This is a genomic window from Desulfovibrio sp., assembly GCF_041907885.1.
Classification (GTDB): Bacteria; Desulfobacterota; Desulfovibrionia; order Desulfovibrionales; family Desulfovibrionaceae; genus Desulfovibrio.
The window spans coordinates 50,015-58,121 of sequence record NZ_JAYRGM010000017.1; the positions used below are offsets into that span (position 1 = coordinate 50,015).

Annotated in this window: 5 protein-coding genes; 1 reads left to right on the forward strand and 4 read right to left on the reverse strand. The window is 56.1% G+C overall.

The window, feature by feature from the left end:
* Positions 1–54 precede the first annotated feature (54 nt).
* Entirely contained in the window at positions 55–4,098 is a 4,044-nt protein-coding gene (locus ACE3NW_RS09545; RefSeq protein ID WP_374282776.1) for a response regulator, read from the reverse strand.
* A 254-nt stretch (positions 4,099–4,352) separates the two neighbouring features.
* Here ACE3NW_RS09545 and rfaD point away from each other — a divergent pair, with 254 nt between their 5' ends.
* On the forward strand, positions 4,353–5,336 hold the full coding sequence (gene rfaD / locus ACE3NW_RS09550) for an ADP-glyceromanno-heptose 6-epimerase (RefSeq protein ID WP_374282778.1): 984 nt from the start codon (positions 4,353–4,355) through the stop codon (positions 5,334–5,336).
* 84 nt (positions 5,337–5,420) lie between these two features.
* Here rfaD and rfbC read toward each other — a convergent pair whose 3' ends face one another.
* From rfbC to rfbB, 3 genes are read right to left on the reverse strand one after another with little or no spacing between them, the layout of a single operon-like run.
* The gene (rfbC, locus tag ACE3NW_RS09555) at positions 5,421–5,969 is read right to left on the reverse strand and encodes a dTDP-4-dehydrorhamnose 3,5-epimerase (protein WP_374282780.1); all 549 of its coding nucleotides are present in this window, start codon (positions 5,967–5,969) and stop codon (positions 5,421–5,423) included.
* Complete coding sequence (gene rfbA / locus ACE3NW_RS09560) at positions 5,960–6,853, reverse strand: glucose-1-phosphate thymidylyltransferase RfbA (protein WP_374282782.1); 894 nt, start codon at positions 6,851–6,853, stop codon at positions 5,960–5,962. The genes rfbC and rfbA overlap by 10 nt, the downstream gene beginning before the upstream one ends.
* A 12-nt stretch (positions 6,854–6,865) precedes the next feature.
* Entirely contained in the window at positions 6,866–7,945 is a 1,080-nt protein-coding gene (rfbB, locus tag ACE3NW_RS09565) for a dTDP-glucose 4,6-dehydratase (RefSeq protein WP_374282790.1), read from the reverse strand.
* Between the last annotated feature and the right edge of the window lie 162 nt (positions 7,946–8,107).

Consider the following 8,107-nt stretch of genomic DNA (forward strand, 5'->3'; position numbering starts at 1 on the left):
CGCTGGTTGGGGGATGGCAAAAGCCGCCCCCAACCGGTTTACGTCTGCTTCAGGCTAGGCTTGCGTGCCAGGCACACCCGTGGCGGGCTGGCTTACCCGCTCCTCGCGCCACATCAGCCACTGCGTGGCTACCTCTACCAGCCGGTAGGGGTCAATGGGCTTAGGCAGATGATCATTCATGCCTGCGGCCAGACTTTTTTCCTTGTCACCCACCATGCTGTCTGCGGTGAGAGCGATGATGGGGGTGAGATCATACCGGCCATTGGCGCGCAAACGCGTGGCAGCCTCAATGCCGTCCATTTCGGGCATGTGGATGTCCATAAACACCATCACATACTCCGCCTGCTCGGCCATGCTCAGGGCCACCAGACCAGAATCGGCAATATCCACGCTAAAGCCTGATGACTCAAGCAGTTCCTTGGCCACAAGCTGGTTCACTTCGTTGTCTTCGGCAAGCAGCACCCTGCTGCCCTTGAACCGTGATGGGATGCGCAGTTCCTGGGGCAAACCCGAAGAATCCTCATCCGCAGCCCGCTGACCAAACACGTCCATAATGGCGTTTTGCAGCAGTGAGGGGCTCACAGGTTTGATAAGAAAATGGTTAATGCCCTCGGCCTGGGCTTCTTCCATAATTTCTTCACGGCCGTAGGCAGTAACCATGATCACGGTGGGAATATACGGCAGCTCGCGGCAGCCCCGCAGCAGGCGCACCACCTGAATGCCGTTGTTGCCCGGCATTTTCCAGTCCATCAACACCAGATCATAGGGATCGCCGCTCTCGGCAGCGCGCACCAGCTCTTCCAGAGCCGCATCGCCACAGTCGGCCGTGCCAGCCCGCAGATCCATATCCTCCAGCTCCTGACGCAAAATTTCGCGGCTGGAGAAGGAATCGTCAACCACCAGCACCCGGCGTTCGTGCAGATTTTTGAGGGTCAGGGGCGTTTTGCGCACCTGATTTGCCTGCATGTCCAGATTGACCGTAAACGTAAATGTGCTGCCCTTGCCAAGCTCGCTCTCGGCGCCGATCTCGCCGCCCATCAGCTCCACAATACGTTTGCTGATGGAAAGGCCAAGACCGGTTCCACCAAAACGGCGCGTGGTGGAGGAATCCCCTTGCGTGAATTCCTGGAACAGCTTGTCGAGCTGTTCCTGCCCCATGCCTATGCCCGTATCGGTTACGGTAAAGCGCAGGCAGGCTTTTTGATCCTTCTGCTCTTGCAGGGCAACCCGCACCACCACCTCGCCCATGGGCGTAAACTTGATGGCATTGCCCACAAGGTTGATCAACACCTGTCCCAGGCGCAGGGGGTCGCCAATGAAGAAAAGGGGAACCTCCCTGTCAATGCGCAATAAAAGCTCGATGTTTCTGCCGCCGCTCTTGGTGGTGTCCAGGCTGGACAAACCCAGAAGGACTTCCTCCAGATTAAAATCCATGCGTTCCATGTCCATACGGCCAGCTTCAATCTTGGAGAAATCGAGAATATCATCAATGATGCGCAGCAGCGACTTTGCGGAGCTGTCGATATTCTTTAGATAATTCCGCTGTGTAGCGGTAAGCTTGGTGCGCAGGGTAAGGTGGGTGAGCCCCACAACAGCGTTCATGGGCGTGCGTATTTCGTGGCTCATGTTGGCCAGAAATTCGCTTTTGGCCTTGCTGGCCTGCTCTGCGGCCTGCTGGCTTTCTACAAGATCGGTAATATCACGACAATCCTCAATTATGCCAAGCAACTCGCCATCTGGCGAAAGAAAGGGCGTGGCCACCATATCACAATACACCACACTGCCGTCTTTTCTCAGGCGCTTTTGCCTGCTGGTTGCCCGTGGTTCGCCGTCAAGAATACGCTTGCCCACGCAATCGCTGTCGCACATATCACTTGCGGCATGCTCGCCGCACCAGTGCCCTATCATTTCGTCACGCGTGTAGCCAAAGCAGCTTTCAAACGTCTTGTTAACCTCTTTTACCACCAGATTGCAGTCAATAACCCGCATGGCGCTGCCAGCTGCGTTGAATATCTGGTACATTTCCATCTGGGCGCGCCGCAGGGCCTGCTCTGCTGCAAGGCGCTCGGTAATATCTGTGCCCATGTACACGAGGCCGCACACCGAGCCATCGGGCAGAAACAGGGGCACACGCACCACTTCAAGCGTATGCTTTTCGCCCGCAGCATCATAGCGAATTTCTTGGATTCTTTGCACCTTACCAGTTTTGAGCACCAGCTCATCCTGCTGCACGCCCGATTCTGCGATCTCTGCTGGCAACAGATCTGTTATACGTTTGCCAACAACATCTTCTTCAAGGTTGCCCGTAAATGTCTCAAAATACTTGTTGGCCATTATGTAGCGGGCATCTGCGTCCTTGAGCATCATAAGGCTTGGCAGATTATCCACAATGCTGCGCAACTGCTGCTTGCGCTGCCACAGGGCCTCTGCATTGGCTCTTGCTTCTTCAAGGGCCTTTTGCCGTTCTGCCGATTCGTGGGCCAGCTTGCGGTTCCACACCAAAATAACACCAAGCAGGCTGCCCAGAAAAAGCGCAACCACGCCCCCTATGCGGGCAACAAGCGTCCAGTCTGTCGAGCGCTCGATACGCAGATTGGCCCACCGGTTCATGACGGCGGCAAGCTGATCGTGAGGAATGTTGTCGAAGGCCTTGTTAAGAATATCCACAAAGATGGGCCAGTCAGAGCGCACGGCTATGCGCACGGGGTACTGCAACTGGGGCAGCAGCCCCACCCGCAGATCCCGCAGATTTTTGTTGACCACCGAGTATTCAACAGAAAGGGCCAGCCCAACCATGGCATCAATCTGGCCGTTCTGCACGGCGCTGATCCCTATATCCTGACTGGGAACATTTACAATTTTTGAATGCGGCAACTGCGCGCGCAGATAATCTGCCAGGCCCGCATGGTCGTGTACGCCAACACTTTTGCCCACAAGATCACCCGATGTGGTCACCATGCGTTCCGTATCAAGTGTAACCACAGCCAGGGGCAGTTGCATGAATGGCCGGGTAAACAGCCAGGGGCCGCCATCGGGCGGCGTGCCTTCAATAAACGGCTCAAGATCGGCCTGATGTGAATCGGCGGTATCCTTGAGCACCGAGGCTGCAACCGGCTGCATGGAAATATTGAGATACCGCCCCGCAAGCTGCAACAAATTTAGCCCAAGGCCATTGAATGCGCCCTCGTTATCAATGAACTCAATGGGCTCCCAATGGTTCTCAATGGCCACACGCACTGTCTGGTGGCTTGCCAGCCAGCTGCGTTCGTCCGGGGTAAGCAGCAGTGGGCGGGGCACATTGCCCCATACCCGGTGCGCGGGATTTCTGATCCAGCGTTCTTCAAGCGCCACCATTTCTGCGCGGCTGATACGGCCAAGGCCATCATCCAGCAGCGGCACCAGATCATCCCGCGAACGCAATACGGCAGGGTGCAGATTGCGCACAAAAAGCGGCATGGCCTGGGGCATAAAAGAACTGTTGAGGCCCATTTTGTCTATCACGCCATAGGCAGAGGGAAAATTGCTCGCCAAGCCCACCGCCTGCCCGCGAACAACAGACAAAAACATTTCGTAACCATTTTTTACTACCAGCAGGCGCACATTGGGGTAGTGCTCGCGCAGATATTCTTCCTGCAACGAACCTTCAAGCACGGCAATAACCGCGTCACCCAGCTGGCTGGCATCAACAATTTTTTTGTCAGCATTTGCAGAGAGCAGCACGCCTCCCATACCGGGTGAAACCGCAGGGCCAAACTTTGCCCAGCGAGCCCGTTCGGGCGTGATATACATGCTGAAGTGGATATCGGCCCGGCCAGAGCGCAGTTCTTCCAGCGATTCCTGCCAGTCGGCCATTATGATTTTAACAGGACGGCCAACCTTTTCGCCCCACAGATGCCACAGATCAACCATGAGGCCTGCGGGCTCGCCAGCTTTTGAAGTAAACGAAAGAGGCTCGTTGTCGTTCATGCAGACAATGGTAATGGGGCTTGCCGTATCGGCAGAAGGACCGGATATGGGAGCAGCACAGACCCCCTGACGCACGAAAGCGAAGGCCAAACCAAGCAGACAGAAGGACATGATGCGGAACAATCTGAGCATGGAAGCCTCGTGCGGTCTTTTACAAGAATGATAGTTAAATTATTATAGCAGTAGTGCCAGCAATGCAATCACACATCTCCGTGGGGTGGGCCGGTGCGAGGCAAATTTCCACAAAAAACCGCCCCACCGGGCCAGCGCGAGAGTGCTTTGACGTGGACGGCCCTGTGGAGCTATGCTGTGGTAAAGGCTATGGAGACAGACCACTTGTTGCCCATGCCCCGCAGGGGGCGCACACGCTGCATGGCGAGGTTTATATGTACATTGTTACCGGGGGCGCGGGCTTTATTGGCAGCGCCATGCTCTGGCGGCTGAACCAGGCGGGCATTACCGACATTATGGTTGTCGACAATCTTGGTTCTTCAGAAAAATGGAAAAATCTCGTCAACCGGCGCTACACAAGTTACGTTCACCGTGACCAGTTTTTGGGCATGCTGCGCGCAAACTCTCTGGGCTGCCCGGTAGAGGCAGTGCTGCATTTTGGGGCCTGCTCTGCCACCACGCAGACTGATGCAGATTTTTTGATGGCAAACAACACGGCCTTTACCATTGAGCTTTGCCGTTACGCCCTTGAGCACGGAGCCCGCTTTATCAATGCCAGCTCTGCCGCCACCTACGGCAACGGTTCGCAGGGCTTTTCAGACAGTGTGGCAAACACGCGCCTGCTCAAGCCGTTGAACATGTACGGCTATTCCAAACACCTGTTTGATCTGTGGCTGCTGGACAACAAGCTGCACAACAGTGTGTCCAGCCTTAAATTTTTCAATGTTTATGGCCCCAACGAATACCACAAGGGCGACATGCGCAGCGTGGCCTGCAAGGCCTACGAGGAAATAACGGCCACCGGAAGGCTGCGGCTTTTTAAATCCAGCAGCCCAGACTATGCAGATGGCGGGCAGATGCGCGATTTTGTCTATGTAAAAGACTGCGTGGAACTTATGCAGTGGCTGCTGCAAAACCCGCAGATCAACGGCATTCTCAACGTGGGAACGGGCAAGGCCCAAAGCTGGAACAGCCTGGCCCACGCGCTCTTTGCCGCCATGGGCAAAACGCCGCAGATCGACTATGTGGACATGCCGGAAAAGCTCAGAGGAAAATACCAAAATTTCACGGAGGCCGACATGAGCTGGATGCAGGAAAAAGGCTGCCCGCTGGCCTTTGCCTCTATTGAGCAGGGAATTGCAGACTATGTAAACAGCTACCTGAGTCAGGGCGATCCCTACCTTGAGATGCTCTCCTGACGGCAACGGTTTTGGCCTCTTGCCTGGGCGGATATAAAGCAGCTGTCTGGCGGGCGCGGCATGGCCCGCCAGCAATAAAATCGCTTATTCAGGCAGGTGGAGGCCCATGGCCTCGGCCCACGAAGGAGCCGCGCTGTCCTTGGCCGAAAGCCTGGGTTCGGCAACGGGCCAGTCAATGCCTATGGCAGGATCATTCCAACGAATGGCCGCCTCGTTTTCCGGGCAATAATAATCTGTACACTTGTAGTGAAAATGGGCAATTTCGCTTGTAACCACAAAACCGTGGGCCAGACCGGGCGTTACCCACATCTGCCACTGGTTTTGCTGCGAAAGCTCAACGCCAAACCATTTTCCAAAGGTGGGAGAACCGGGCCGTATATCAACAGCCACGTCAAAAACACTGCCCAGCGAAACACACACAAGTTTGCCCTGGGGGCGTTTTTTCTGGTAGTGCAAGCCGCGCAGAATACCGTGTGCAGACATGGAATGATTGTCCTGCACAAAGGGCAGGCTTATGCCCGCAGCCGCATAGCGCTCCTGCTGCCAGGTTTCAACAAAATACCCGCGCGCATCACCCCACACCTTGGGTTTGATCAGCAGCACACCTTCAATGGGCGTTTGTACTACTTCCACTGTCCCAGCCCCACATCCACAAGTTCAATTAAATATTGCCCATAACCAGTCTTGGACATGGGTTTTGCCAGCGCGCGCACGTCATCAGCCGAAATATAGCCATTGCGCCAGGCAATCTCCTCCAGACAGGCAATTTTGAGGCCCTGACGCTTTTCCACAGCCTGCACAAAGGCCCCGGCATCCATAAGCGAATCGTGTGTGCCCGTATCAAGCCATGCTATGCCTCGGCCCATGAGCTCCACATGCATATCGCCCCGTTGCAGATAGGCGTTATTCACATCGGTGATTTCCAGTTCGCCGCGTGCAGAGGGGCGCACAGAGCGGGCAATGTCCAGCACCGTGCTGTCGTAAAAATACAGGCCGGTCACCGCAAAATTTGATTTGGGGTGGATGGGCTTTTCTTCAATGCTTACCACCCGCCGCTGTTCGTCAAACTCCACAACGCCGTAACGCTCTGGATCACGCACATGGTAGCCAAAAATCGTGGCCCCGCTGGGCCTGTCCATGGCCTCGCGCATGAGGTCGGGCAGCCCGTGCCCAAAAAACACGTTATCACCCAGCACCAGGCAGGTATTGTGTCCGGCAATGTGCTGGTCTGCCAGCAAAAAAGCCTGAGCCAGCCCTTCGGGCTTCGGCTGCTCAAGATAGCTGAACCGGCAGCCAAGCTGGGAACCGTCGTGCAACAGGGCCTTGTAGAGGGGCAAATGCTCTGGCGTGGAAATGAGGCAGATATCGCGAATGCCCGCCATCATCAGAACAGACAGCGGATAATAGATCATGGGCTTGTCATAGATGGGCATGAGCTGCTTGCTCACGCTGAGGGTCAGGGGATACAGACGCGAGCCCGATCCTCCGGCAAGAATGATGCCTTTCCATCCGCTCATACCGCCCCCTTCTCAGTTGCCCCCTCCGGGGCCGCGCTGTGCGTAATTAACTGCAATCCATTCCCTGTATGCGCCGCTGCGCACGTTTTCTGTCCAGCCGGTGTTATCAAGATACCAGCGCACGGTCTCCTGCAAACCCGATTCAAAATTGTGCGCTGGCTTCCAGCCCAGCTCGGCCTCAATGCGGCTGCTGTCTATGGCGTAGCGAAAATCGTGCCCCGGCCTGTCGCTCACAAAGCTCACAAGGTCGGCGTAAGGGCCAGAGGCCGACGGGGCCAGCCTGTCAAGAATACCGCAAACAGCCTGAACAACCTCAAGATTGCTCTTTTCTGCACGGCCACCAATGTTATAGCAGCGGCCCACCCTGCCCGCCTCGAGCACACGGGCAATGGCCGCGCAGTGGTCCTCCACATGCAGCCAGTCGCGAATGTTGGCCCCGGTTCCGTACACGGGCAGGGGCTTGCGGTCGAGGGCGTTGCAGATCATCAGCGGAATGAGCTTTTCGGGAAACTGACGCGGCCCGTAATTGTTGGAACAGTTGGTCAGCAGCACAGGCAGGCCGTATGTTTCGTAAAAGGCGCGCACCAGATGGTCGCTGGCGGCCTTTGAAGCAGAATACGGGCTGTTGGGACTGTAGGAGGTCGCCTCTGTGAAGGCGGGGTCGCCCGGCTGCAATGAGCCATAGACCTCATCGGTTGAAACGTGCAAAAAACGAAAGGCCTGCGCCAGTTCTGCGGGCAACGAGCTCCACCACCGGGCAGCCACACGCAGCAGGGTGGCTGTTCCCAGCACATTGGTACGCACAAAGGATTCCGGGTCCACGATGGAGCGGTCAACGTGGCTCTCTGCCGCAAAATTGACAATGGCATCGGGCTGATAGTTTTGCAGCAGCCAGTCTACCAGCTCCGCATTGCCAATATCCCCCCGGACAAAAACATAGTCGGGATCGCCGTGCAGGGCCGCCAGATTGGCGGGGTTGCCCGCATAGGTCAACTTGTCAAGGTTGACCACGCGCACGCCCCGCCGTCTGGCTGCAAGCACATAGCAGGATCCTATAAAACCCGAACCGCCGGTAACCAGATGACAGGGCATGCGCTCTCCCGAATTACAGCCGCCAGAGATCAAATCCGGCATCAAGCATTTCCTGCTTGCCCCAGAAGCCCTTGATATCCATCAGCAAAACCTTGCCCTCCACAAACATGGAGCGGATAACCTGGGGGCTGAGCTGCCGAAAAACTTCGTGTGATACCGCAA